20 protein-coding genes are annotated in these 25,107 nt (G+C 58.9%); 17 read left to right on the top strand and 3 right to left on the bottom strand.

Going from position 1 to position 25,107, the window contains the following annotated elements:
* Nucleotides 1-391 precede the first annotated feature (391 nt).
* The 3 genes from G9Q84_RS19140 (at nt 392) to pgm (ending at nt 4,953) form a co-directional block, all read left to right on the top strand.
* The gene (locus G9Q84_RS19140) at nt 392-1,810 is read left to right on the top strand and encodes a hypothetical protein (protein ID WP_181643892.1); all 1,419 of its coding nucleotides are present in this window, start codon (nt 392-394) and stop codon (nt 1,808-1,810) included.
* Nucleotides 1,807-3,213: an aminotransferase-like domain-containing protein gene (locus tag G9Q84_RS19135; RefSeq protein WP_032891468.1), complete on the top strand. Its 1,407-nt coding sequence runs from the start codon at nt 1,807-1,809 to the stop codon at nt 3,211-3,213. Before G9Q84_RS19140 ends, G9Q84_RS19135 begins: the two co-directional genes overlap by 4 nt.
* 96 nt (nt 3,214-3,309) lie before the next feature.
* Nucleotides 3,310-4,953 (top strand): phosphoglucomutase (alpha-D-glucose-1,6-bisphosphate-dependent), encoded by a 1,644-nt coding sequence (pgm, locus tag G9Q84_RS19130; RefSeq protein ID WP_181643891.1) that lies wholly within the window; start codon nt 3,310-3,312, stop codon nt 4,951-4,953.
* A 62-nt stretch (nt 4,954-5,015) separates the two neighbouring features.
* On the opposite strand, the gene G9Q84_RS19125 is transcribed toward pgm, so the two are convergent.
* The gene (locus tag G9Q84_RS19125) at nt 5,016-5,711 is read right to left on the bottom strand and encodes a pirin family protein (RefSeq protein ID WP_181643890.1); all 696 of its coding nucleotides are present in this window, start codon (nt 5,709-5,711) and stop codon (nt 5,016-5,018) included.
* Nucleotides 5,712-5,930: 219 nt separating this feature from the next.
* Between G9Q84_RS19125 and G9Q84_RS19120 the strand changes: the two genes are divergently transcribed.
* Nucleotides 5,931-8,378 carry a UvrD-helicase domain-containing protein gene (locus tag G9Q84_RS19120; RefSeq protein ID WP_181643889.1) on the top strand — a complete coding sequence of 816 codons (2,448 nt, stop codon included), beginning with the start codon at nt 5,931-5,933 and terminating at the stop codon, nt 8,376-8,378.
* A gap of 11 nt (nt 8,379-8,389) precedes the next feature.
* Here the strand turns inward: G9Q84_RS19120 and G9Q84_RS19115 are convergent, their stop codons facing one another.
* The gene (locus G9Q84_RS19115) at nt 8,390-8,662 is read right to left on the bottom strand and encodes a DUF1652 domain-containing protein (RefSeq protein ID WP_032891472.1); all 273 of its coding nucleotides are present in this window, start codon (nt 8,660-8,662) and stop codon (nt 8,390-8,392) included.
* Nucleotides 8,663-8,918: 256 nt separating this feature from the next.
* Here G9Q84_RS19115 and G9Q84_RS19110 point away from each other — a divergent pair, with 256 nt between their 5' ends.
* The 5 genes from G9Q84_RS19110 to G9Q84_RS19090 all read left to right on the top strand — a co-directional run bounded on the left by G9Q84_RS19110 (nt 8,919) and on the right by G9Q84_RS19090 (nt 13,380).
* Nucleotides 8,919-9,728: a helix-turn-helix transcriptional regulator gene (locus G9Q84_RS19110; RefSeq protein ID WP_099602456.1), complete on the top strand. Its 810-nt coding sequence runs from the start codon at nt 8,919-8,921 to the stop codon at nt 9,726-9,728.
* A 49-nt stretch (nt 9,729-9,777) separates the two neighbouring features.
* Complete coding sequence (locus G9Q84_RS19105; RefSeq protein WP_181643888.1) at nt 9,778-11,184, top strand: NAD(P)/FAD-dependent oxidoreductase; 1,407 nt, start codon at nt 9,778-9,780, stop codon at nt 11,182-11,184.
* Between the two features lie 27 nt (nt 11,185-11,211).
* Nucleotides 11,212-11,553 carry a cupin domain-containing protein gene (locus G9Q84_RS19100; RefSeq protein ID WP_032891477.1) on the top strand — a complete coding sequence of 114 codons (342 nt, stop codon included), beginning with the start codon at nt 11,212-11,214 and terminating at the stop codon, nt 11,551-11,553.
* 60 nt (nt 11,554-11,613) lie between these two features.
* A complete protein-coding gene (locus G9Q84_RS19095) occupies nt 11,614-12,693 on the top strand; it encodes a polyamine ABC transporter substrate-binding protein (protein WP_181640013.1) in 1,080 nt (359 codons plus the stop codon).
* Nucleotides 12,694-12,915: 222 nt separating this feature from the next.
* Nucleotides 12,916-13,380 carry a M10 family metallopeptidase C-terminal domain-containing protein gene (locus G9Q84_RS19090; RefSeq protein ID WP_181643887.1) on the top strand — a complete coding sequence of 155 codons (465 nt, stop codon included), beginning with the start codon at nt 12,916-12,918 and terminating at the stop codon, nt 13,378-13,380.
* Nucleotides 13,381-13,443: 63 nt separating this feature from the next.
* Here the strand turns inward: G9Q84_RS19090 and G9Q84_RS19085 are convergent, their stop codons facing one another.
* A complete protein-coding gene (locus G9Q84_RS19085; RefSeq protein WP_122753306.1) occupies nt 13,444-14,229 on the bottom strand; it encodes a helix-turn-helix transcriptional regulator in 786 nt (261 codons plus the stop codon).
* A 198-nt stretch (nt 14,230-14,427) separates the two neighbouring features.
* Between G9Q84_RS19085 and G9Q84_RS19080 the strand changes: the two genes are divergently transcribed.
* From G9Q84_RS19080 to G9Q84_RS19045, 8 genes are all read left to right on the top strand, one after another.
* On the top strand, nt 14,428-15,792 hold the full coding sequence (locus G9Q84_RS19080) for an APC family permease (protein WP_032891482.1): 1,365 nt from the start codon (nt 14,428-14,430) through the stop codon (nt 15,790-15,792).
* A 9-nt stretch (nt 15,793-15,801) separates the two neighbouring features.
* On the top strand, nt 15,802-16,905 hold the full coding sequence (locus tag G9Q84_RS19075; RefSeq protein WP_181643886.1) for a DmpA family aminopeptidase: 1,104 nt from the start codon (nt 15,802-15,804) through the stop codon (nt 16,903-16,905).
* A 367-nt stretch (nt 16,906-17,272) separates the two neighbouring features.
* Entirely contained in the window at nt 17,273-18,706 is a 1,434-nt protein-coding gene (locus G9Q84_RS19070) for a serralysin family metalloprotease (protein WP_032891484.1), read from the top strand.
* 49 nt (nt 18,707-18,755) lie between these two features.
* Complete coding sequence (locus G9Q84_RS19065) at nt 18,756-19,124, top strand: AprI/Inh family metalloprotease inhibitor (protein WP_095184802.1); 369 nt, start codon at nt 18,756-18,758, stop codon at nt 19,122-19,124.
* A 101-nt stretch (nt 19,125-19,225) separates the two neighbouring features.
* Nucleotides 19,226-20,977 carry a type I secretion system permease/ATPase gene (locus tag G9Q84_RS19060; RefSeq protein ID WP_181643885.1) on the top strand — a complete coding sequence of 584 codons (1,752 nt, stop codon included), beginning with the start codon at nt 19,226-19,228 and terminating at the stop codon, nt 20,975-20,977.
* A complete protein-coding gene (locus G9Q84_RS19055; RefSeq protein WP_181643884.1) occupies nt 20,974-22,275 on the top strand; it encodes an HlyD family type I secretion periplasmic adaptor subunit in 1,302 nt (433 codons plus the stop codon). The genes G9Q84_RS19060 and G9Q84_RS19055 overlap by 4 nt, the downstream gene beginning before the upstream one ends.
* A 2-nt stretch (nt 22,276-22,277) precedes the next feature.
* Nucleotides 22,278-23,615 (top strand): TolC family outer membrane protein, encoded by a 1,338-nt coding sequence (locus tag G9Q84_RS19050; RefSeq protein ID WP_181643883.1) that lies wholly within the window; start codon nt 22,278-22,280, stop codon nt 23,613-23,615.
* Nucleotides 23,616-23,655: 40 nt separating this feature from the next.
* Nucleotides 23,656-25,080 (top strand): polyurethane esterase, encoded by a 1,425-nt coding sequence (locus G9Q84_RS19045; RefSeq protein WP_181643882.1) that lies wholly within the window; start codon nt 23,656-23,658, stop codon nt 25,078-25,080.
* The last annotated feature ends 27 nt before the right edge of the window (nt 25,081-25,107 follow it).

Raw genomic sequence — 25,107 nt, 5'->3', positions numbered from 1 at the left:
TGCAGATACTTATTCGAACTATGAGTGTGGCGCGCACACGGGCTCGTGACGGAAGGAGCCTTCATAAGTCGTACCTGCCCTGCAAAAGGGAAAGTTGTTTGAGTCTATTTGTCGGACGCCTCTTTAAAAGGCTGATTAAAAATGTGTAGGAACTTGTCGGAAGAGTCCTAAGTCTAGTTTGTTTTTCTGGATTTCCCTTTAAATTCATTTGGTTATGGGTTTTTAAGGGTGAGGGATAAACCCCTGGCGATCCCTGTCGTTTTGTTGCGCGGTGCTAGTGTTTAATCATCGGCGCACAATGCGGTGCGCGATTTTCCTACACGCAAAATAGGTCGAGCAAACACTGTCAGCAGTTGCTTGAAACTGATATTTCAACTCAGGTAGTAGAACTATGAGCACTATTCACGAACAGGCTATGAATCATGTCTACCAGCAAGTTTTGCAACGTTTGATTGGGCACTTTACTCGCGCAGGCCGTACCGCCCTGCAGTTATTGGTGCAGCGAATCGTTGTTGCAGCAGGGGGCATGGAGCAGGTTGGGGATTTCAAAGTGCTGGTGGCCCATGGTGGCGGTGAAGTCAGCAGTTACTCCCTGGCATTGCTGCGCGCCGCCCAGTTGACCATTGCCGGTCGGGCACCCCGTACCTTTCACCTCAGGGTCGCGACGTTACGGCACGCAGGCATGACCGAGGGCCAACTCGATACCCTCAATCGCGGCTACGGCCGGCTGTTTCTCCACGACGACCCGCGCGTGGAGTTATTGATGGTGGAAAATCGGGAAGTGCAGCCCTTCAACCACCTGCGCCCCGCGTCAGCGATCGGGCGGGAGGTCAGCCAGCGCAATATGTTGATGGTGGGCCACGTGAGTGCCGGAGACTGTCGCGCTACGTTGTGCAACGACACTTACTTGGCGGTCGGTGATTTTTACCAGCGCGTCACCACTTACAACGGCGGCGTCCATGCGCTGGTCAGCGGTGATTCACCGCGTAAGCAGAGTCAGTTTTTAGCCTGGTTCAAGCAAACTGCTCAAAGTGCGGGTATCGCTGTTCCCAAGAGCAGCTCGCTGTCGCTCAACGCGCTGTTTGCGCGCATGGACGAGTGCAGCACCGGTTACTACCGTGATGTATTCGGTGAGGAATACACCGCCAACGATAATCCCAGCAAAGCCGGGCACCGTCACTTGGCCTACATCGGCATCGCCGATCTGCTGGAAGATGTCGACATGGCGTCTGCCCCCCTGTTGACTGAGTTCATGGCTTACGTTCCAGACCCGCTGGGCTTTCACTTCAGCCATCCGGCCTATTCCAATCCGTTGCTGATGGCGCATCTGCGCGGGCTGCAGGCCGAGTTTCTGCATGAACTGGATTATGAAGACGGTGTCGACGGTTTTATCCAACCGGCCGATGCCTACATGCGTCGCCTGCGTATGCCCGAAGATGTGCTGGCTCAGGCCGGGACCCCTGAAGGGCGGATGCTGTCGAGCACCTACGCCCAGCAATTTTTTGGCCTGGATGAAACTCAGCTGATCTGCATGCTGTTCTCTCCCTTTCTTGATCACGGCCAGCGCTTGGAGGGTTACTTGCGCCAATGCCATCCGGGCATGCTGGTGGCACTGCCCGAATTGCACAAAGTCCTGCAAGGCAAGCCCTGCGCCGAGATGCTGCAGCAGTGGGTAATGGACACCAGCGGCTTGCCCTTGCCCTTGTTGCAGCATCTGTACCGCAAACGGCAGGTGGTCAGTGCGAAAGACGTACGTCAAGACGGTGCCGTCCAAAGTGCGGCTCAGGCCGTGCCATTGTTCGGTCGATGACGCTGCGTGGCGAGCGTCAGGCGGATTTCGCGTATCAGGCGGTCTATCGCTACATGATCAGTCTGATCAACGAAGTCAGCACCGACACCCGGGTAAAACTGCCGTCCCTGCGGCAGTTGGCCGGGCGCCTGAATGTGTCGATTTCGACGATTCAGTATGCCTATGCACTGCTGGAGAAGGAGGGCAGGGTCTATTCGGTGGCCAAGTCCGGTTATTACGCCTGGCCAATGTCCGCAAACCCGATGCCGTGGGCGGGAGGGGATTTGCTCGACCGCTTGTACGCTGCCGCTCGGCGCCCTGGCATGGCGGTCTTCAGTGGTGACGAGCCGGCCTTGCTGGGGGCGCTGGATGAAACGCTGCTGCGACTCGAGCGGGAGTTGGTGCGCCAGTATCCGCCGCAGTTGCAGCCATGGTCCCAGCCATGTGGTGTGTGGGAGTTACGTGCGGCGCTGGCGGCACGTTATACCTCTTCAGCTACGCGCTGCTGGCATGCCGACGATGTGTATATCGGTGCCGACCTTCGTGGTGTGCTGGATATTCTGATCGAAGTGCTGGGCCTGCGGGGCACTACCGTCATCGTGGAGTCACCCTGTGATTGGGTGATCCTGCGGTTGTTGCAGGGGGCTGGGGTGCGCATCATCGAGTTGCCCTGGACGAAGGAGGGCGGTATTGACCGGAACACGTTGGCCAGACTGCTACGCGATGAGTCGGTGCAGTTGGTGTTGCTCTCGTCTTCGGTCAGCCTGCCGTCAGGGGTGGCTATGTCCATTGACGAGCGTCTTTACGTTGCACAACTGCTGGAACAACACGGTTGCTGGTTGCTGGAAAACGACACCTTCGGTGAGCTGGGTTTCGAAGCGCCGCACACGGCATTGCGCGAATTAGTGAACCCTGAGCGGCTGATTGTATTTTCTTCGTTCGAGAAGGTGCTTGGTTCTGAAGCTCCTTATGGGTATCTGCTGTCCCGACGCATGAGCAACGAGTTACAGCGCCAATTCTTGTTGCGCTCATTCCGCTTATCGTCGATCCGTCAGCGAGCGATTGCCCGCCTGTACCAAAGCGGGCGACTGGACCAGCACCTGCGCGTACTGCGCCAGCAGCTGAGCGAGCAGGCCGTGCAAATGAGTCAGCGCCTGGAGCAGCACTTGGGCGACCAGGTGACCTATCGAATGCCTGCCGCCGGTGCCGCCTTTTGGCTGGCCTCCAGCCGTGCGGTGGACATGCGTCAGGCATTCCAGCGGTTGCTGGGACGGCAGGTAGTGATCTCGCCCGGCGAGTTGTTCAGTGTCAGCGGGCTGCATCAACAAAACCTGCGCTTGAGTCACACCTTTCACGGGCAGCCTAATCTGGATATTGCACTGGCAGCGTTGAGTGACGCACTGCGGCAGGCGCAGACTGGGTGAAATTTCTCTTACGGTTGTAGGATCGATACCGTCGCGCCGTAGTCGAACTCTCAGTAAACTGCCATTTTTCCAGATCCTTCTATCCGAGGTTTATGCATGACAATCAGTCCTTTTGCGGGCAAACCGGCGCCGGCCCAGTTGCTGGTGGATATCCCGCGACTGGTTACGGCCTATTACACCGGCCAGCCTGATGCAGCGATCTCCACCCAACGTGTGGCCTTCGGTACTTCGGGGCACCGTGGTAGCTCCTTCGAGCTGAGCTTTAACGAATGGCACGTACTCGCCATCAGTCAGGCCATCTGCCTGTACCGCGAAGCCCAAGGCATCAACGGTCCGCTGTTTGTCGGGCTCGACACCCATGCGCTGTCGACCCCTGCCGGCGCGAGCGCTTTGGAAGTCCTGGCGGCCAACGGCGTCCATGTAATGCTGGCGGAGGGTGATGAATACACGCCGACCCCGGCGATTTCCCACGCCATCATCTGCTACAACCGTGGCCGTACCAGCGGGCTGGCGGACGGCATCGTCATTACGCCGTCCCACAACCCGCCGCAAAGTGGTGGTTACAAGTACAACCCGCCCAACGGTGGCCCGGCTGACACCCACGTCACCAAGTGGATCGAAGCCAAATCCAACGAGTTGCTGGCCAATAAGCTGGCCGGGGTCAAACGCATCACCCACGCCCAGGCACTCAAGGCTGACACCACCCATCGTCACGACTACCTCAACAGCTACGTGGCCGACTTGGTCAATGTGATCGACATGGACGCTATCCGCAGCGCTGATCTGCGCCTGGGCGTGGATCCATTGGGCGGAGCAGGAGTGCGCTATTGGTCGGCGATTGCCGAGCACTACCGCCTGAACCTGGACGTGGTGAACACTGAAGTCGATTCCACCTTCCGCTTCATGAGCGTCGACTGGGACGGCCAGATCCGCATGGATCCGTCCTCCAGCTACGCCATGCAGGGTTTGATCGGGCTCAAGGAACGTTTCGACGTCGCTTTCGCCTGCGACCCGGACCACGACCGCCACGGTATTGTTACCCCGTCCGGCGGCCTGTTGGCGCCGAATAACTACCTGGCCGTGTCCATCGATTATCTGTTCCAGAACCGTCCCGACTGGCGCGCGGATGCAGCCGTGGGCAAGACCGTGGTCAGCAGCGGCCTGATTGATCGTGTGGCCGCGCGCATTGGTCGTCGGCTGTATGAAGTGCCGGTAGGCTTCAAGTGGTTTGCCGATGGCTTGTTCGAAGGGTCGCTGGGTTTTGGCGGCGAAGAAAGCGCCGGTGCGTCGTTCCTGCGCAAAGACGGTACGGTGTGGAGCACCGACAAAGACGGTCTGATCCCAGCGCTACTGGCTGCGGAAATGACCTCGCGCAAAGGCCAGGACCCGAGCCAGATCTACCGTGGTTTGACTGACGCCCTTGGCGAGCCGTTCGCCATTCGCGTCGACGCCAAGGCCACCCCGGCGCAGAAGGCTTTGCTGGGCAAGCTGTCCCCACAGCAGGTGACCTCCACCGAACTGGCTGGGGAAAGCATCCAGCAGATCCTCAGCCACGCGCCGGGCAACGATCAAGCCATTGGCGGTCTGAAAGTAATGACCGAAAACGGCTGGTTCGCTGCACGGCCATCGGGTACCGAAGACATCTACAAGATCTACGCAGAGAGCTTCATCGGCGAAGATCACCTCAAACAGCTGGTAGAAGAGGCCCAGGTACTGGTAGACGGCGCCATTTCCCAGTAACACCGAAAACCATGTGGGAGGGGACATTCCACCTCCCACATTTATCGGGATGAAGACTCAGCTCAGGCCAGATCGACCAGTACGATCTCGCTGTCTTCAATCGCCATGACCCGCAACACCCGCTCATCTTCAATCGCAACACCGTCCCGCGCTTGCGCACGCAAGCCATTGACTTCAATCACTCCCGTGGCTGGCACCAGATAGGCACGGCGGCCACTGTCCAAGCGATACTCTGCCGTTTCCCCGGCTTTCAGGTTGGCTGCCACCAAGCGCGCATCAGCCCGAATGCGCAGGCTTTCGCTGTCACCGGCTTTGCCACTGGCCAGGGTGACAAACCCTTCGCGGTCACCTTTCGGAAATGGCTTTGCGCCCCAGGAGGGCGGCAAACCAGCCTCGTTCGGGATGATCCAGATTTGAAAAATCTTTGTCGGCGTCGCTTCCAGGTTGTATTCGCTATGGGCGATCCCAGTGCCTGCGCTCATAACCTGCACGTCGCCGGCTTCAGTCCGGCCCTTATTGCCCAGGTTGTCGGCGTGACTGATGGCGCCTTCGCGCACATAGGTGATGATTTCCATGTCACGGTGCGGATGCTGTGGAAAGCCCGTACCTGGCGCGATAATGTCGTCGTTCCACACGCGAAGGTTGCCCCAGTGCATGCGCTTGGGGTCGTGGTATTCGGCGAACGAGAAGTGGTGATGGGCATCAAGCCAGCCATGGTGGGCGCCGCCCAGGGAGTTGAAAGGTCGAAGTTCAAGCATGATCGTCTCCTGTTGATGGCGCTTATGATCCCGTAGGCCATGATCGATAAAAAGCGTAAAAAATGCCTGATTCCTATCAGGTAAAGCGATTGGTTAGCGGTGTTTTGACTTTCACTTCATCGGCTAACTGCATGACAGCAAAGCAATTGCCTGGAACTGAGCGCCGATTCCGGCGACCATGGCGCACTTGTCACAAACCAGCTCACCGCAGGAGTCCGCGTGCCGCAACAAAAGCCTGATCTGCCCCCCGAACTGCTCCCATTGGCGCAAATGCCTCTGTTGAAACGCCTGGCTGCACGCCTGTTTGGCCATGGCTTGACCCGTTTGCGCGCACAGCACCGGTTTTCCTGGTTGCACGGTCAGGCCGATGGTTTTCGCAGCGGTCACGAAGCGGGTGTGGAGTATGGCTATCGTGAGGGCAAGGCCGATGGTATCGAGGAAGGTCGACAAGTCCTGTTGATACGCGACTTTCGTCCCGAAGAGCATCGTGCGCCCGGTGTCGATGACAGTTTGTTCGATGATTGGCGATTGCCCTTGACGGCGGACGTGAAGAAACGCATCAAGGCCGACGTGGCTCGCTTGCTGCCGGCCCATGCCCAGCCCAGTGCGGCGCAATGGAAGATGATCTTCAGTGACACGCCGTCCACCTCAGTGATCGCCGGGGCCGGTGCGGGTAAGTCCACCTCGCTGGTCCTGCGCATATTGTTGCTTACCCATTACCTGGGCTTTGAATTGAGTTCGATGACCGTGGTGACCTTCACCCGCGAGTCGCGCAAGGATTTCATCAACAAGCTTATGGATATTCTCAGCTTGTGGGGTCGACCGCTTGGCATGAAAGAAGCCCAGGCGGTAGTGCGCACCTTTCACTCGCGCATCCTGCCGATGGTCCGCAGCCTGCCGGGTTTTGAGCGCCTGCAAGCGTTTGAGAACCTGAGTTCAGGTTTCGAGGATGCCGACAGTAATCCGTTCGACCTGCGCATCAACGACGCCCAGCGCCAACAAATGAATGCCTGCTACCACCGACTTTACGGGCAGCACCCGCGCTTTCAAGCGTTGATCGCGCCCCTGGCTCGGCATGGCTTGCAGCTCAAGGAGCTGGAACGTGACCACCCGGATGTGCAAAAGCGCGTGGCGGTGACCGAACTGGCTGCTAAACGAGATGAAGAGCTGTGCGATGCAATCGAAGATCTATGGTTTCGCGCAGGTGCCTGGCCGATCAAAGGCATTGAGCCTAGTCGCAAGACCATTGAGATCAATGGCGCGCAGTTCCATTGCCATGGCTATATCCCTGAGCTGGACGCGTGGGTAGTGCTGGGTTTCGATTCGCGGGAAAACGCCCAGCTCAGTCGGCCCAACGCCAAGCTGTCACTGCGTGCGGAGTGGGCAGTGAAGCGAACCTTGTTTCAAGCTTTCTGTCGTAAGCCTCTAATTTGGTTGGATAATTATGAATCATCCAAGCGCCTTTTAAGCAGCTTGGCTGGGGATGCGTCCTCCGGCCCCGGGTTTGATTACAAGGTTAAAGGTGAACTGGCTGGTGCCCCGTTGCTCGACAGTTTTGTCATGGCGGCCGGCTTTATCGAAAACCTTGGGTTGGACGTTCCGACCGCCGTGGGTCAGATGACTTTCGCCAAGGACGATCCGGACCGCTTCTTCTTCGAGGCGCTGAGCATTTTCTGGAAGGCCCTGGAAGACCATCTGCTTGACCAGTCACCGCCGATCATGACCTACAACCGCATGTTCTCGCTGTTCGGTGAAAACACTCCCGAAAACCTCAAGCTGCTTAGCGACCCGCTGTTACGGCCGCTGTCGCATCTGATGATCGATGAGTTCCAGGACGTGTCGCCGCAGATTGTCTCGTGGATCCGCGCCAGCCTGCGAGAAATCCGTAGCCGTGGCCCCGCGATGCACGTGGGCCGTGGTGCCCAGCATTCTTCGCTGTTGTGTGTGGGCGATGACTGGCAATCGATCTATGGCTGGCGGGGCAGTTCACCCAAGTATTTCATGGAGTTCAATCAGGAATTCCCGTCGCCGAGCACCACGCGGGTGATGCTGGGCGAGAATTACCGCAGCCACCAACACATTATCGATGCTGCCGAGCACATCGTGCGCACCGCGCCGGCGATCCCCGGAAAGAAGGCAAAAGCCAGCGGCGTGCCCAAGGCGTTGCAGCCGGTCAAGGTGCTGGAGCGTGACGACGCGGCGCTGGGCCGTCAGTTGCTGGAGCATTATCAGAAGGGCGAATCGGTGTTAATGCTGTATCGAAAAAGTAGCGATAAGTTACTGATTCAAGAGCGTATTCAGTCTGTAGTTAATGTGGATTCTAATTTGCCGATTCAAGCTCGCAGGCTGAAACAGCTGACCTATCACAGTGCCAAAGGCTTACAGGCGGACGCCGTGTTCCTGCTTGGGGATTGCCAACACCTCACCCGTTCCCCCTACAAAAACCAGGTCTATCGCATGGCCGGTCTGGGCAAGTCTGGCGACAGCGAACCCTATGACACGGCACAAAAAGACGAAGCGCTGCGCCTGGCTTACGTCGGCATTACCCGGGCGGTCAGCCATTGCTATTGGTATGTGGAGAAGCCCGAAGGCCAGGCCGTGAATATGCCGAAGGCCTCGGAGCATGTAGATGGAAAGAAAGCGTTTTTTGACGATCAGCGCGGCTGATGGCTGATCGCTCAGGCCCGCAGTGACAGCGGTGGCACAAACGACGCCAGTTCATCCTCCACCGCCTCGATAATCCGCTCTACGTCAGCGGCATTCATGACCGTGGCACAAGGGATGCCGGCGATGGCAATCAGGGTTTCGCCGCTGACGCGGTCAAACAGGCGGGCGATCATGCTGCCGGGCGCGTCCATGCTGCCCTCGAAGCCCATTGGATGAAAATGCCAGCGCATCAGCTGGCAGGCGTTGGGGAACGTCACTTTATTCATGTTGCCCACCTTGTTCATTGAGCGCTTCCTTTAGCTCGCGGCAGGGGGCCATGACCGTCACTGGTCTTGGCGTTGTAGAGCTTAAAAATAGCATTCGCTCTTAACCGGAGGTGACTTTTTTCATCCCGTTCGGCGGTTGTTTTCCTAACGGTTGATGTGGGTCATGTCCTGCTCAGAAATGGGCAAGTGGCCATTAGTCCGAAGTTGCACCTGGCCATTGAACGCACCACCGAATTTCGGCAATCTCCACGGTTTTCCCGCTGCAGAGCTCACCATGCCTGACATCGCTCCCGACGATGATTGCCTGCATACCCAAGCCACGGGCGACCTGGTATTACGCCATCACCTGTGCTGGCGCCATCGCGATCTGGACGGGGTGATGTCCTACTACCACCCGGACATCCAGTACCACGACTTTTTCCAGAACCGCGTAGTCGGTTACGCCGAGCTGCGCGATTACCTGCAAGCCAGCATGCCACGCGAAGCTGACGAAGCGATTGAACACACCGACCGCATCCGCGCCGACGGAGATACCGCCTTTATCCAGTACCGCATCACTCTGCGTGGTGGCCATGGGCTGGTGTCATTCCGTACCAGCGAGGCCATCACCGTGCGCGATGGGTTGATCTGGCGCGTCAATGAATACGCGTCACTGGTGCACGAACAACCGTCCCAGGCCCAACGCCCCAGCGTCAGCCGCCTGGGCCTGTCGCCCCAGCAATTGGGGCATATGGCCAATGACCTGCAGCAGTATTTCGAACGTAAGCAGCCTTATCTGGACCCGGAACTGGACCTGCAGCGAGTCGCCAAGGAGTGCGGTTACAGCCGCAATCAGATTTCCTACCTGCTCAACCAAGTGCTGGGTCAAAGCTTCTATCGCTACGTCAACCAGGCGCGCCTGCAGCATTTGCTCGCCGCGCTGGATAACGCGCGCCCGCCGATCAAGGTAGACGACCTGGCCTTTGCCGCCGGTTTCAATTCGCTGTCGGCGTTCTACAGTGCCTTCCGCCAGCACACCGGCCAGTCGCCCAAGGCCTACGTCAAACAAATTTCCCTGCGTGCACGCGCGCAAGACAACGAATAACCGCCGGCCCTAGGATCAGCCCCATCGAAACGTGGTTGGGGAGCTTGGCATGCCGGCATGGCGCAACATCAGTTTATGGATGGACCAACTGGACGACCCGCTGGTGGCGCGGCCGACCCTGGAACACGACTTGGACGTCGATGTGGCGATTATCGGCGCTGGCTACACCGGGCTTTGGACCGCCTACTACCTCAAACGCCAGGCGCCTGAGCTGAAGATTGCGATTATCGAGGCTCAAACCGCCGGTTTCGGTGCATCGGGCCGCAACGGCGGCTGGCTGATGGGCAACCTGCTGGGCGAAGATCGCCTGCTGGCCGGCCTGGCACCTGAACAACGCCGGGCCTCATTCGACCTGCTGCACAGCATTCCGGATGAAGTCGCCCACGTGTTGGCCAGCGAAGGCATCGACTGCGACTACCGCAAGGGCGGCGCGCTGTACTGCGCGGCCCGTTACCCCGAGCAGGAGAGCAGCCTGCGTGCCTACCTGGACAAGCTCTACGCCCAAGGCCTCACCGAAGCCGATTATCGCTGGCTGACCCCACAGCAGTTGGCCGAACAGATCCGCATTGCCAAACCCTATGGCGGTATCTATGCACCTCACGTCGCCACGATCCACCCGGCCAAGCTAGTGCGCGGCCTGGCGCGGGCAGTGGAGCGCATGGGCGTTACGATTTACGAAAAAAGTCCGGTCACCCAGTGGCAGTCCGGCAGCCTGTGCACTGATAAGGCCAGTGTCCGCGCCGCTTGGGTAGTGCCCGCCGTCGAGGGATACGCGAACACCTTGCCGCCGTTGGGCCGCTACCAGTTGCCGGTGCAAAGCCTGATCGTCGCCACCGAGCCGCTGCCCGCCAGCACCTGGGACGAGATTGGCCTGCGTCACGGCCAGGCATTTGGCGAAAGTAGCCGCCAGGTCACTTATGGTCAGCGCACGGCAGACAACCGACTGGTGTTCGGGGCCCGCGGCGGTTACCAGTTCGCCGGCAAACTTCGCCACAACTTCGATTTGACCGATAGCGAAGTGGAGCTACGTCGCTATCTGTTCGGCGAACTCTTCCCACAGCTCAAGAACGTACGGATTACCCATTCGTGGGGCGGCAACCTTGGTATGTCGCGCCATTTTCGACCGCACATGCTCTGTGATCACACCACCGGCATCGCGCTGTCCGGCGGTTATGGCGGGGAGGGCGTTGGAGCCACCAACCTGGGTGGCCGCACTCTGGCGGATTTGATCCTCCGTCGCGACACGCCACTGACCTATCAACCTTGGGTGATCCGCGAGCGCGGCCTTGATGCGCTCAAGGCCTGGGAACCGGAACCCTGCCGTTGGCTGGGTTACAACGCGATCATTCGCAGTTTTGTCCATGAAGACCAAGTGCTGGCCAACCCCAACACCGCCCCTTGGCGCCGCAAGCTGGCGACCGGCTTGGCCGGATTCATGGAAGGGTTCATGCACTGAGTCGTTTCACTTACACGGGAAAAACCCATGAGCATCACGCACTTCAAAGACACGCTGAATGCCCACCTGCCGGACTCGTCACCCGTGGCCGTGCCCCTGGGCGAGCCGATTGCGGTGGCCTCGACCTTGAGCGTAGAGCGCAGCGACGGCGTCGAAACCGGCATCTGGGCATGCACGCCGGGTCGTTGGCGTCGCCAGATCAAATCCCAGGAGTTTTGTCACTTTATCCAGGGCCGCTGCACCTTCACCCCCGACAACGGTGAAATCGTCCACATACAAGCCGGCGACGCACTGATGTTGCCGGCCAACAGCACCGGAATCTGGGATATCCAGGAAACCGTGCGCAAGACCTACGTACTGATTCTGTAACGCTTTGATCCTTGATCGCCTGCCATAAAAACAGCCCTAAAACCGCCAGGAAATCGAACCATGAAAGCCATTGCCCTGTTGCCCTTGATGTTGGTGGCCTCTATCAGCCAGGCCGCCGAGACGGTGAAAATATACAACTGGTCCAGCTACATTGCGCCAGACACCACGAAGAACTTCCAGAAGCAGACCGGGATCGGTTTCAGCTACGACGTGTACGACAGCAACGAAACCCTCGACGGCAAGCTCATGACCGGCAACTCGGGTTACGACGTGGTGTTTCCGTCCAACCATTTCATGGCCCGGCAGATCCAGGGCGGCGCCCTCAAAAAGCTCGACAAGAGCCAGTTGCCCAACTGGAAAAACCTCAACCCGGTGCTGCTCAAAACTCTGGAAAACAACGATCCGGGTAATGCCCATGGCTTCCCGTACCTGTGGGGCAGCACCGGCATCGGCTACAACATCGACAAGGTCAAGGCCGTGCTGGGGGATAACGCCCCGGTGGACTCCTGGGACCTGATCTTCAAGCCCGAATACATGGAAAAACTCAGCAAGTGCGGCGTAGCCATCCTCGACAATGGCCCGGAGCTGTTGCCTATCGCCCTCAATTACCTGGGTTTGCCGCCCCACAGCAAGGAGCCCGAAGACTACAAAAAGGCCGAGGCCTTGCTGATGAAAGTGCGGCCTTACGTGGCGTATTTCCATTCCTCGAAATACACCGGCGACCTGGCCAACGGCGACATCTGCGTGGCCGTCGGCTTCTCCGGCGATGTGCTGCAAGCCGAGAGTCGCGCCAAGGAAGCCAAGAACGGCGTGAAAATCGGTTACCAGATCCCCAAGGAAGGCGCCGCTATCTGGTTCGACATGGTGGCCATGCCTGCGGATGCCCCCGATGAAAAGGCCGGCTACGCGTTCATGAACTACCTGCTTGAGCCCCAAGTGATGGCGGACATTACTAACTCCGTGCATTACGCCAATGGCAACAGCGCGGCGGACAACCTGGTCGATCCTGAGATCAAGGCAGACACCAAGATCTACCCAAGCGAAGCCATGATGGGCAAGTTATTCGCGCTGGAATCAATGCCGCTGAATATCGACCGGATTCGCACGCGGGTGTGGAATACGATTCGTATGGGCCGCTGATCAAACGCTGTCGAGTACTGCAAAATATATTTGAAAGTGTTGCTGGTCTACGAAGCGTGGCCAGCAACGTTCAGTTGAATTATTAGACTAAGGGATGTTTTGCTGTTTTCCGGAAACGACAGGAAAAACAGTTCGAGTTGGAAGGGAGGTATCAGTGTGAGAAGTTCTCGTCCGCAATTCACGAAGCTTCTTTATTGATCATTACATGAAAAGGTACCTCATATGTCTTCAGTACAAAGTTTGCCAAATAGCGGAACGTGGACTCGTCCCGAAAACAGCCTTCCTGTATTGCGTGGCACAGACGCCCGTGAACGCCTGAACGCCAGGCCCGACGAGGCTTCGGTGCTTGTCGGTGGCGGTGGCAGTGACCAGTTGGTGGGCGCGCGAGGTGCGAATACCTTCAAGTACGAACACTTAACAGACTCTACGAGCAATGATCCGGATACTATTTTCAACTTCAATCCAAGGGAGGATAAAGTTGATTTGTCTGACATGGTAAAGAATAACAAGATAAAGATAATTCATATTCGGCCTCGCGCACCCGCTGAAGTAGGCGATGTACAGTTAAAGCACAGCCCTTTTGGTTGGAGTACGCTGGATATGAAAGTCAATGCGCAGGGGCCTAACTTCTCCATCCGTATTGATAATGTAAAGTTGTTGGCCGATCACGTTAAATTCTTTAGTTAAATCCACTCACCGCAAAATGGTCAGGCAGCGTGTGCTGCCCGGCCGTTTTACGTCGATATCGCTCTACGGATTTTCCAGATCATGCCCCAGCGACTGGATAAATAACGAAAACAGCTCCGGCTGCGATGAAATATCCAGCTTTGCGTACAAATGCCGACGGTGCACTTTCACCGTGTCCGGCGAGATATTCAGGCGTTCAGCCATGGCCTTGGAGGAAAACCCGCGCAGCACCAGGCGGGCGATTTCCAGCTCTCGGTCCGACAGCACGCCACAGCCGAACTGGCTTAAGGCATCCCTGATCTGGCTGTCCATGGCCGGGGCGCGCTGGGTGCTTTGCTGCCAATGCTGCTGCATCAGCGGCAGTACCCAGGCCGCCATCATCGTCATCAGCCCAGTGTCTTCTGCACTGAACCGCCGCTGCATCCCCAACGACAGTGACAATGTCCCCATCCCCGGCAGTTGCAGGATCAATTGCACCTCGTCTTCCAGCACGTTGTCATGGAAGTAATTGAGGAAGTATTCACTCTGTCGGAAATGGTCCGGCGCCACTTCTTCCAGGCGGTATACACCGCTGGAGTACCCTTCGCGACACGCCTGGAAAAACGGATCGAGCAAATACAGGCCATTGAGGTACGTCAACATCGACGCCGGTTTGCTGGTGGGCTGGGCGTCGTATTCTTCAAGGGCTTGGGGCGCGCCCTCCAACGGGTAGAAAATCGCCAACGCGTTATCGAAGGGCAGGCATTGGTGCAACAACAGCACCAACTGTTTCCAGAAACCCTGGGTACCGATGTGCGCGACGGTACGGCCCAAGCCAGCGTGCATGCCGACCTCACGGAACAGGCTCATATCACAGGCTCCCGCCAGCAAAAGATCGCTCAAGGGTTCGGCTTTTGCCGGGAACCGTCAAGGGGAGTACGCCAATAGGGGAATTGGCTGACAAGCTCCTGGGCGATAACGTCTTCATCATCCAACGGGAAACATATCCCGAAAAACATCATTTTTCGTTTCTGCCTCACACCAAGAACAACGACAGAGGATAACGATATGAGCACTTCCCCCACGCCTGACGGCGTGTTGAAACCTACCCTTAGCGTTTTCGATGTAGTGGCCATCACCGTTTCCGCAGTGACGCCGGCCAGTTCCGTGTTTGTGATCGCGCCCTTTGCCATCCAGCAGGCGGGCAGTGGTGTGTTCCTGGCGTTTGTGATGGCCGGCCTGCTCGCGCTGATGTTCGCGTTTTGTTATGCCGAACTGGGTCGCGCCCACAACAGTGCCGGTGGTGAATATGTGTACGCCAAGCGTGTGTTCGGTGGCATGGCTGGCTATGCGACCTTTCTCACGGTGCTTGTGATGTTGCTATTCATCCCGCCGGTATTGGCCACCGGGGCCGCGACCTATCTCAACAATGCTTTGGGCACGACGTTCGACTCGCAAACCGTCGCCCTGGTGATTGTGGTGTGCAGCTACGCCCTGGGCATTCTCAATATCAAGCTCAATGCCTGGATTACCGGCACCTGTTTGCTGCTGGAAGTGGCGGCGCTACTGGTGATCGTATTTATCGGGTTTGGTAACCCGGTGCAGCCGGCGAGTGTGTTGTTCCAGCCCCAGATCGTCGAAAACGGCGTGCTGCATCTCGCGCCGTGGGCCTTGGTGATCGGTGCGGTGGGCATAGGTTTGTTTTCCTACAATGGCTACGGCCCCGCAGTGCTGCTGGCCGAAGACATGAAGTGCGGCGGCAAAGGCGTGCACAAGGCCGTGTTGTGGTCCCTGGGCTTGGTGGTGGTGATCGAACTGGTACCGATCACCGCACTGCTGATCGGCGCGCCGTCCCTGAGCGCAATGATCAGCAGCCCAGACCCCATCGGCTACTTGCTAACCAGCCACGGCAATGAAACCTTGTCGCGCTTGGTCAGTGCCGGGATCTTCCTCTCTGTATTCAACGCGATTGTCGCCATCGTGATTCAGATCGGCCGCGTGGTATTCAGCAGCGGGCGCGATGCGCTGTGGACGCCGACCATCAACACACTATTCACCCGCATTCACCCGCGCTGGGATTCGCCCTGGTTGGCGACGCTGTTCCTGGCGATCCCGTCGGCGCTGCTCAGCTTCAGTTCCAACCTGGCGGACCTCACCTCATTCAGCGTGTTGCTGATCATGCTGGTGTACCTGGTAGTGGCGTTGAGCGCGTTGATGAGCCGCGTGTTGCTGCGCGACCGCGAACACCCGTATCGCATGCCGCTGTGGCCGTTGCCGGCTCTGTTGGCTGTCATCGGTGCAGGTTACTTGCTGGTGACCTTGATCTATGCGGCGTCTGTGCGCGACATCATGATCATCCTCGGCTTGCTGGCCTTGTCGGTGATTTTCTATTGCATCAGCGGCCGGTCGAGTCCGGTCTTCCAGAAATTGTAAGGAGCGGTTATGCGCGCACGTCAATTGGGCATCACTTTGGGGCTGGGCACACCCGGTGAGTTGAATGCCATCACCGATGTACCGGGTGTGCGGGTGGGCCACAGTACCCTCAACACCCGTATCGACGGCAAGCCAGTGCGCACCGGTGTGACGGTGATCCAACCGCGCGCCGGGGAAGCGCGCCAGCAACCCTGCTTCGCCGGCTACCACGTGCTCAATGGCAATGGCGATGCCACGGGCCTGGAGTGGATCAGTGAAGCAGGGCTGCTGACCACACCGCTGGCCATCACCAACACCCACAGCATCGGCATTGTGCGCGACACGTTGATCGCCCTGGAGCGCGAGCGCCTCGCGGACCCGGCGGTGTACTGGTGCATGCCGGTGGTGATGGAGACCTATGACGGCCTGCTCAACGATATCTGGGGCCAACATGTGAAACCCGAACATGTGCGCGAAGCCGTCGTCAACGCCGAAGCCGGTCCGGTACAAGAGGGCGCGGTGGGTGGCGGCACCGGAATGATCTGCCATGAATTCAAGGGCGGTATCGGCACGGCGTCGCGGCGTTTGCCGGCGGAGCAGGGCGGTTGGACCGTCGGCGTGCTGGTCCAGGCCAACCATGGCAAGCGCCAGGAGCTGCGGGTGGATGGCTATCCGGTGGGACGCCGGTTGATGGACATCCCATCGCCCTTCACCGAGCGCGGTACGCCGGGCATGGGCTCCATTGTGGTGATCCTGGCCACCGACGCGCCGTTGCTGCCGCATCAATGCCAGCGTCTGGCGCAACGCGCCTCCATCGGCATCGCCCGTACCGGCGGCGGCACCGAAGATTCCAGTGGCGATCTGTTCCTGGCTTTCGCCACCGGGAACCAGGACCTGCCTGCCGCGGATTACGGCCGCAAGGGCCTGCCGTTCAGCAGTGCGTTGCAGATGGTCAATAACGACCACATTTCGCCGCTGTTCAGCGCCGCAGCAGAGGCGGTTGAAGAGGCAATCATCAACGCCATTCTGGCGGGTGAAACCATGAACACCGACGATGGCGTGCAAGTCCCGGGTTTGATGGGTGAGACGCTGTTACAGGCATTACACGATACGGGGTGGAGTGTGTCCCGGTAATGGGGGACAACGCCTATTATTAGTTGAAGTAATGGCTGTTTAATGTTGCCAATGACACCGTGGCAATATAGTGGATCCAATTATTAACTGTGCCGCTCAACTTGGGCGGCATTGGTGCTATTTAATATTTAAATACGTGCCCGCTGCTTTTTGTCGGACAAAACCAAGTTGCCCCAATAAACCCGGCACAAAAGTTTCACTAGTTGGCAGTTTGCTACTTTTTTACGGCGGAAATAGATGTAGACGAAAGATTTCAAGTTGTGTCAGTTTTCTTACGCCTTCAAAAGAGGCGAGTGATAGGACGATCTCGCCCGCGGGGTTCCTATCGATCAAAGACTGATGCACTTGCAAACAAGGAAGTACGTTTATGTCCAAAGTAAAAGACAAGGCTATCGTGTCGGCGGCGCAAGCCAGCACCGCTTACTCGCAAATCGATAGCTTCAGCCATCTGTATGACCGTGGCGGCAACCTCACGATCAACGGCAAACCATCCTACACCGTCGACCAGGCCGCCACCCAGCTGCTGCGCGACGGCGCCGCGTACCGGGACTTTGACGGCAACGGCAAGATCGACCTTACCTACACCTTCCTGACCTCGGCGTCGTCGAGCACCATGAACAAACATGGCATCTCGGGCTTCAGCCAGTTCAACGCCCAGCAGAAAGCACAGGCCGCACTGGCCATGCAATCCTGGTCGGACGTGGCCAACGTCACCTTCACCGAGAAAGCCACCGGCGGTGACGGCCACATGACATTCGGCAACTACAGCAGCGGCCAGGATGGCGCAGCGGCGTTCGCCTACCTGCCCGGCACCGGTGCAGGCTACGACGGCACCTCGTGGTACCTGACCAACAACAGCTACACGCCCAACAAGACTCCGGACCTGAACAACTACGGCCGGCAGACCCTGACCCACGAAATCGGCCACACCCTCGGCCTGGCTCACCCTGGCGACTACAACGCCGGCGAAGGCGCGCCGACTTACAAAGACGCGACCTATGGACAGGACACGCGCGGCTACAGCCTCATGAGTTACTGGAGCGAGAGCAACACCAACCAGAACTTCAGCAAAGGCGGCGTCGAGGCCTACGCTTCCGGCCCGCTGATCGACGACATCGCAGCAATCCAGAAGCTATACGGCGCCAACTACAACACACGCGCCGGCGACACCACCTACGGCTTCAATTCCAACACCGGGCGTGATTTCCTCAGCGCTACCTCCAACGCCGACAAGCTGGTGTTCTCGGTGTGGGACGGTGGCGGCAACGACACCCTGGACTTCTCCGGTTTCACTCAGAACCAGAAGATCAACCTCAATGAAGCCTCGTTCTCCGACGTGGGCGGCCTGGTGGGCAACGTGTCCATCGCCAAGGGCGTGACGGTCGAAAACGCCTTCGGGGGTGCGGGTAATGACCTGATCATCGGCAACAACGCCGCCAACATTATCAAGGGTGGGGCCGGCAACGACCTGATCTACGGTGCTGGCGGTGCGGACCAACTGTGGGGCGGCGCCGGCAATGACACCTTTGTGTTCGGTGCCAGTTCCGACTCCAAGCCTGGGGCGGCGGACAAGATCTTTGACTTCACCTCGGGTTCGGACAAGATCGACCTCAGCGGCATCACCAAAGGTGCTGGCCTGACCTTCGTCAACGCGTTCACCGGGCATGCCGGCGACGCGGTATTGACCTACGCAGCCGGTACCAATCTGGGTACGTTGGCCGTCGACTTCTCCGGGCACGGCGTGGCGGATTTCCTCGTCACCACCGTAGGCCAGGCAGCCGTCAGCGACATCGTGGCGTGATACAAAGGCGCGGCGTTTCGGCGTCGCGCCTCCAGGATGGAGCGTGAAGATGCAGCGTTTTTTCAACTTTATCGCCTGCGTATTGCAGGTGATGTTCGTGTCGGCAGGAGCCCACGCAATGGCGAGCAGTCTTGTTTTACCTTCCAGCGCTCAATTGGCCGGGCATTGGCAACTGCACCAACAGGATCAGGTGTGCGCCCTCGACCTGCTCGAACAGGCCAACGCGCTGAGCGGTGATGTGGCCTGTGCCGCCCAATGGCTGGGCGACACCCCTCTGACCTGGTCGCCCACTCCGGACGGTATCTGGCTATTCAATGCCGAAGGCAGCGGCATCACTCATTTGAATCGCCAGAAAGAAGGGGAGTATCAAGCCCGGACCCAGGCGGGCGTCGTGGTTGAATTAAAACGAATGCCTTAGTTATCGCTATAACTTTATAACTCGATTTTATTAGTTGGCCGGCCTTTATCAGGGTTCGGGCAACTTATGCGCGAAATTTGGCTCAAGGAAGATCAGAACATATGGCCAAGCCCTTTGCGGTGGCGCCCTTATTCAAGGCGCTGGGTGAATACAAGAGCATCTTGATCAGCGTTGGCTGCTTTACGGCATTAATTAACCTGCTGATGCTGGTGCCGTCGATTTACATGTTGCAAGTGTACGACCGCGTGCTGTCCTCCCAGAACGAAACTACCCTGGTGATGTTGACGCTGATGGTCGTGGGCTTCTTTGCGTTTATTGGCACCCTGGAAGTGATCCGTAGTTTCATCGTGATCCGTATCGGCAGTCAGTTGGAACGGCGTTTCAACTTAAGCGTGTACAAGGCCGCATTCGAACGCAATCTGCAACGCGGCCAGGGGCATGCCGGGCAATCCCTGGGCGACCTGACCCATATCCGCCAATTCATCACGGGGCCGGCGCTGTTCGCGTTTTTTGATGCGCCGTGGTTTCCGATCTACCTGTTTGTGATTTTCCTGTTCAACGTCTGGCTTGGAGTGCTGGCCACCGCCGGTGCTGTGCTGTTGATCGGCCTCGCGTGCCTCAACGAATACCTGACGAAGAAGCCATTGGGTGAGGCCAGTGGTTTCTCCCAACAGTCGACGCAACTGGCCACCAGCCATTTGCACAACGCCGAAACCATCCAGGCCATGGGCATGCTCGGCGCGCTGCGCAAGCGCTGGTTTGCGGTGCATGCGCAGTTCCTCGGCCTGCAGAACAAGGCCAGTGACACCGGTTCGGTGATCACCTCGTTGAGCAAATCCTTGCGGCTATGCCTGCAGTCACTGGTACTCGGCCTGGGCGCATTGCTGGTGATCCGGGGCGATATGACGGCAGGCATGATGATCGCCGGTTCGATCCTGATGGGCCGTGTGCTCAGCCCCATCGACCAGTTGATTGCGGTGTGGAAGCAATGGAGTTCGGCCAAGCTGGCCTACCAGCGGCTGGACGAATTACTGCGCGAGTTCCCTCCGGAAGTGGAGCAGATGAAACTGCCCGCACCCAAGGGCCAAGTCAGCTTCGAGCAGGTCAGTGCCGGCCCGCCGGGTAAGCGCGTTGCGACGTTGCATCAAGTCAGCTTTACCTTGGGAGCGGGCGAAGTGCTTGGCGTGCTCGGTGCCTCGGGCTCCGGAAAATCCACCCTGGCCCGTGTGCTGGTGGGCGTGTGGCCGACCCTGGCCGGCACCGTGCGCCTGGATGGCGCGGACATACACCGCTGGGACCGCGACGACCTCGGCCCGCACATTGGCTATCTGCCCCAGGACATCGAACTGTTCAGCGGCAGCATCGCCGACAACATTGCGCGCTTTCGCGAGGCGGACCCTGAGCTTGTCGTCAAGGCCGCACAACAAGCCGGCGTGCATGAACTGATCCTGCGCCTGCCCCAAGGCTACGACACGGTGCTGGGGGATAACGGCGGCGGCCTGTCCGGCGGCCAGAAGCAGCGCGTGGCCCTGGCCCGTGCGCTGTATGGCGGGCCACGGTTGATTGTGCTGGATGAACCCAACTCCAATCTCGACACCGTGGGCGAAGCGGCCTTGGCCACTGCCATTGTGCAGATGAAAGCCCAGGGCAGCAGCGTGGTGCTGGTCACTCACAGGTCTTCTGCGTTGGCCCAGGCCGACAAGTTGCTGGTGCTCAACGAAGGCCGTTTGCAGGCGTTCGGGCCAAGCCAGGACGTGCTTAGGGCGTTGTCCGGCCAGCAGGAGGCGCCGAAGGACAAACCGGGTGTGAGTTTCAGTCGTCAGTATCAAGCCGGAAGGAATCCAGGCGCATGAGCAGCATCACTTTCGAACAACGCGACGCGGGTTTTTTCGCCCGCATGGGCTGGCTGCTGACAGTGGTCGGTGCCGGTGGTTTCTTCCTGTGGGCCAGCCTCGCGCCGCTGGATCAAGGGATTCCCGTGCAAGGCACGGTGGTGGTGTCCGGCAAGCGCAAGGCTGTGCAAACCCTCAGCCCCGGCGTGGTCAGCCGTATTCTGGTGCGTGAAGGCGAGTTGGTGAAACAGGGCCAGCCGCTGTTCCGTCTCGACCAGACCCAGAACCAGGCCGACGTGCAATCGCTGCAAGCCCAGTACCGTATGGCCTGGGCCAGTGTGGCGCGTTGGCAGAGCGAGCGCGACAATCAATCCTCCATCACCTTTCCCGCCGAGCTGAGCAGAAATCCCGAGCCTGCCTTGGCCTTGGTGCTCGAAGGCCAGCGTCAGCTGTTCAGCAGCCGCCGCGAGGCCTTCGCCCGCGAGCAAGCCGGCATTCGCGCGAAAATCGACGGCGCCACCGCGCAACTCGGCGGCATGCGTCGTGCCCGCAGCGACTTGACCGCCCAGGCCCAATCCCTGCGTGATCAACTGAGTAACCTGCAACCCTTGGCCGACAACGGCTACATCCCGCGCAATCGGCTGATGGAGTACCAGCGCCAATTGTCCCAAGTGCAACAAGACCTGGCGCAAAACACCGGGGAAAGCGGCCGGGTAGAGCAGGGCATCGTCGAGTCGCGTCTCAAGTTGCAGCAGCACAGCGAGGAGTATCAGAAGGAAGTGCGCAGCCAATTGGCCGACGCGCAACTGCGCAGCCTGACCCTTGAGCAACAACTGACCTCTGCCGGGTTCGACCTGCAACACAGCGAAATCAACGCGCCGGCCGACGGCATCGCGGTCAACCTCGGCGTGCACACCGAAGGCGCTGTGGTGCGTGCCGGTGAAACCCTGCTGGAGATCGTGCCCCAAGGCACACGCCTGGAGGTGGAAGGGCATCTACCGGTGCATCTGGTGGACAAGGTCGGCACGCACTTGCCGGTGGATATTCTCTTCACCGCGTTCAACCAGAGCCGTACGCCGCGCGTGCCGGGGGAGGTCAGCCTGATTTCTGCTGACCAAATGCTTGATGAGAAAACCGGTGCGCCCTATTACGTGCTGCGTACCACGGTGAGCGAGGCAGCGTTGGAAAAACTCCAGGGTCTGGTGATCAAGCCGGGGATGCCCGCCGAGATGTTCGTGCGTACGGGCGAGCGCTCGCTGCTCAATTACCTGTTCAAACCGCTGCTGGATCGCGCCGGCTCAGCGTTGACCGAGGAATGAACATGAAACCTGTGTTTATTGCCTTGTTGTTCTGCTGCGCCAGTGCCCAGGCTGCCATGGGCCCGTTTGATGTCTACGAGCAAGCCTTGCGCAACGACCCAGTGTTTCTTGGCGCGATCAAGGAGCGCGACGCCGGCCTGGAAAACCGCACCATTGGCCGTGCTGGCTTGCTGCCCAAGCTGTCGTACAACTACAACAAGGGCCGCAACAACTCCCAGGCCACCTTGCTCGACGGGCGCGGCGGCAATTATCACGACGACCGCAACTACAACAGCTACGGCTCCACCTTCAGCCTGCAACAACCGCTGTTTGACTACGAGGCTTATGCCAACTACCGCAAAGGCGTGGCCCAGGCGTTGTTTGCCGACGAAAGTTTTCGTGACAAGAGCCAGGCGCTGCTGGTGCGGGTGTTGACCTACTACACCCAAGCGCTGTTCGCCCAGGACCAGATCGACATCGCCCGAGCCAAGAAAAAGGCCTTCGAGCAGCAGTTTCAGCAGAACCAGCATCTATTCCAGCAGGGTGAGGGCACCCGTACCGACATTCTCGAAGCCGAGTCGCGCTACGAGCTGGCCACCGCCGAAGAGATCGAAGCGCTGGACGAACAAGACGCGTCGTTAAGGGAATTGGGCGCCTTGATCGGCGTGCAGAGCGTCAACATCCACGACTTGGCGCCGCTGAACCAGGATTTCGCCGCATTCGCCCTGAGCCCGGCCAATTACGACACTTGGCATGAACTGGCAATCAGTAATAACCCCACCCTCGCGTCTCAACGCCAGGCCCTGGAGGTGGCGCGCTACGAAGTGGAGCGCAATCGCGCCGGGCATTTGCCCAAGGTCACGGCCTACGCGAGTTCACGCCAGCAGGAGTCCGACAGCGGCAACACCTACAACCAGCGCTATGACACCAACACCATTGGCGTGGAAGTCAGCCTGCCGCTGTACGCGGGTGGCGGCATATCGGCCTCTACTCGCCAGGCCAGTCGCGCCATGGAGCAGGCAGAGTACGAGTTGGAGGGCAAGACTCGGGAAACCCTGATCGAACTGCGTCGGCAGTTCAGTGCCTGTTTGTCGGGCGTGAGCAAGCTGCGTGCGTACCAAAAGGCGCTGGCGTCGGCCGAGGCGCTGGTGGTGTCGACCAAGCAGAGCATCCTCGGCGGTGAACGGGTCAATCTCGATGCATTGAATGCCGAACAGCAGCTGTACAGCACCCGTCGCGACCTCGCCCAGGCTCGCTATGACTATTTGATGGCCTGGACCAAATTGCATTACTACGCCGGCAACTTGCGCGACACCGATCTGGCCAAGGTGGACGAAGCGTTCGGGCCCGCACAGCGTTAACCAGCTTTCTCGACAACTCCAACAAAAGAGAGGCAGTACCATGGGTGTATTCGACTATAAAAACCTGGGCGCCGAAGGCTCCAAAGCGTTGTTCGCCGATGCCATGGCGATCACGCTGTACACCTACCACAACCTGGATAACGGCTTTGCCGTGGGTTATCAGCACAACGGTCTAGGCCTTGGCTTGCCGGCCACCCTGGTCGGCGCGTTGTTAGGCAGCAGTGATTCCCAGGGCGTGATCCCCGGCATTCCCTGGAACCCCGACTCGGAAAAAGCCGCCCTGGAGGCCGTGCAACACGCCGGCTGGACACCTATCAGCGCCAGCGCCCTGGGCTATACCGGCAAGGTCGACGCCAGGGGCACCTTCTTTGGCGAAAAACCGGGCTACACCACGGCCCAGGTCGAAGTGCTCGGCAAGTACGATGACGCCGGCAAGCTGCTGGAAATTGGCATCGGTTTTCGTGGTACTTCAGGCCCACGGGAAAGCCTGATCAGCGACTCCATCGGCGATCTGGTCAGCGATCTGCTCGCGGCCCTGGGGCCCAAGGATTACGCGAAAAACTACGCCGGCGAAGCCTTCGGCGGTTTGCTCAAGAACATCGCTGACTACGCCAGTGCCCACGGCCTCAGCGGCCACGAGGTGGTAGTCAGCGGCCACAGCCTGGGTGGCCTTGCGGTGAACAGCATGGCGGACTTGAGCAACGGTAAATGGGCGGGCTTCTTCAAGGACGCCAAGTATGTGGCCTACGCCTCGCCGACCCAGAGCAGCGGCGACAAGGTGCTCAATGTCGGCTATGAAAACGATCCGGTTTTCCGTGCGCTGGACGGCTCATCCGTCAACTGGTCGTCGTTGGGCGTGCATGACAAGCCCCATGAATCGACCACCGACAATATCGTCAGCTTCAACGACCATTACGCCTCGACGCTGTGGAATGTGCTGCCGTTTTCCATCACCAACCTGCCGACCTGGATCTCCCATTTGCCCACCGGATATGGCGACGGCATGACGCGTGTTCTGGAGTCCGGGTTCTATGAGGTGATGACTCGCGACTCGACGATTATTGTCGCCAACCTGTCGGACCCTGCGCGGGCCAACACGTGGGTGCAGGACCTCAACCGCAACGCCGAGCCCCACAAAGGCGACACCTTCATCATTGGCAGCGCTGGCAATGACTTGATCCAGGGCGGCAAGGGCGCGGACTTTATCGAGGCCGGCAAGGGTAACGACACGATCCGTGACAGCAGCGGGCACAACACGTTTTTATTCAGCGGGCAGTTTGGCCAGGACCGGATTATTGGCTATCAGCCGACGGACAAATTGGTGTTTACGGACGTGCAGAGCAGTGGCGATTATCGTGATCACGCCAAGGTGGTGGGCGGGGATACCGTGATCAGTTTTGGCGGGGATTCAGTGACGCTGGTGGGAGTGGTTGGGTTGTCGGGGGAGGGGATTGTCATCAGTTAAAACGGTGGGAGGGGGGTTGCTCCCGAT

This window comes from Pseudomonas sivasensis, assembly GCF_013778505.1.
Taxonomy (GTDB): Bacteria; Pseudomonadota; Gammaproteobacteria; order Pseudomonadales; family Pseudomonadaceae; genus Aquipseudomonas; species Aquipseudomonas sivasensis.
Note: the sequence above shows the minus strand (reverse complement) of the source record. Positions and strands in the feature narration are given on the sequence as shown.